We start from the raw sequence: 1,495 nt of genomic DNA, 5'->3' as shown, positions 1-1,495 counted from the left end.
TGTACGTCTTCAAACTAAATTAGACATATTAGGTTCAAACCTTAAGGAGAGTTTCAAGTTATAAATTTATTAATTTTTGTTGATTATACAATTTTCTTCTTTTGTTCAAAGAATCGATTTTCACCTGTTTTCTTTTTTCCAAAATTCTTTCAGAACGTCCACAATAGACATCTGCAGGTGTTAAGTTTTGCAGCGATTCGTGATAACGCCTGTTGTTATAGTTGTCCACAAAGTTTCCCAGGGCTTCGACAAGCTCTTGGGGATGGTAAAAATGGTTTAATTTCACTACGTTTTTCATCGTTCTGTGATATCGTTCAATTTTCCCCTGTGTTTGGGGATGCATTGGTCTGCCGTGAACCTGTTTCATCTTCATATCCTCTTTTAGATATGTTTTTAACTCGCTGGAGATATAACAAGGGCCGTTATCGGACAGCAATTTCGGTTTTGCTTTCGACTTTAATTTTGCTTTTTCAATGGCTGTATTTACCGTTCTCTTCACATCTTCTGCATTCATTGAATCGCAAAGCTCCCAGTGGATGATATAGCGGCTGTAATCATCCAGAACCGTGCTCAGATAATACCATCCCCAACCCACAATCTTGAAATAGGTAAAGTCGGTCTGCCACATCTGGTGCACGAATTGGGTTTTGTCCTTGAACTCATTAGCTGCCGAGATAAGAATATGATTCGGAGCTGGGATTAGATCCCTTTGCTTCAAAATCCTGTAAACACTGGATTCTGAAATAAAAACGCCCTGTTCATCCGTGATCTTGTGCGCCAGTTCCCGGGAAGATAACTCGGTGTGTTCCAGAGCAATTTCAACCACCAGGTCTTTTTGTTCTTCGGGAATGCTGTTCCATTGTCTTCTAGATGCTCTGCAACCTTGTTTCAAGCCGTCATAACCGTTCTTGAGATAGTTCTGATACCATTTGTAGAATGTACTCCTTTGGATGCCGAAGCTTTCAAGGGTACGCTTTACACCAATTGCACTGGTGGTAACCGTTTGTATGATCTCGTATTTTTCTGCTGCTGATAATCTCATATATTTTCGGTATTTATGGATTAATCCAGCATGTCCAAACTTTTTTTTACGATATCGTAACGCAATACCAGATCGGCTACCATCTCTTTCAAGCGGGCGTTCTCTTTCTTGAGTTCCGATACTTCATCACTCGTGGCTTCTCTAACCACATCGCCGTTCAAACGCTTCTTTCCTGCTTCCATAAACTCTTTGTTCCAAGCGTAGAACTGGGATTGGGCTATGCTGTGCTTTCTGCAAAGTTCTGCAACGGAAATCTCTGCTCTAAGCCCCTCCATCACGATCAAAATCTTCTGCTCGGCTGTAAACATCCTGCGCGTCTGCCTGCGAATGTCCTTGACAAATGATTCCGTACTCTTTTTCTTCGGTGTTCCCATAATTAAATCTAATCTTTTTTGATGAAAACACTCCTTAAGATTCTAAATTATCATGTCCACTTTTTGCTGACGATTTACA

The 1,495-nt window shown here is 40.7% G+C and carries 1 protein-coding gene; it reads right to left on the bottom strand.

Annotation, left to right across the window (positions count from 1 at the left end):
• Positions 1-58: 58 nt before the first annotated feature.
• Positions 59-1,416, bottom strand: a protein-coding gene (locus FM107_RS01145; protein ID WP_373407983.1) for an IS3 family transposase whose coding sequence is annotated in 2 segments (ribosomal slippage) — positions 59-1,101 and positions 1,101-1,416 — 1,359 coding nt in all. Because the reading frame shifts where the segments join, the coding sequence is not laid out codon by codon here.
• Positions 1,417-1,495 lie beyond the last annotated feature (79 nt).

The sequence above is a fragment of the Sphingobacterium sp. JB170 genome, from assembly GCF_900163865.1.
GTDB lineage: Bacteria > Bacteroidota > Bacteroidia > Sphingobacteriales > Sphingobacteriaceae > Sphingobacterium.
The sequence above is the reverse complement of the archived record's forward strand: the minus strand, read 5'-3'. Positions and strand labels throughout refer to the sequence as shown.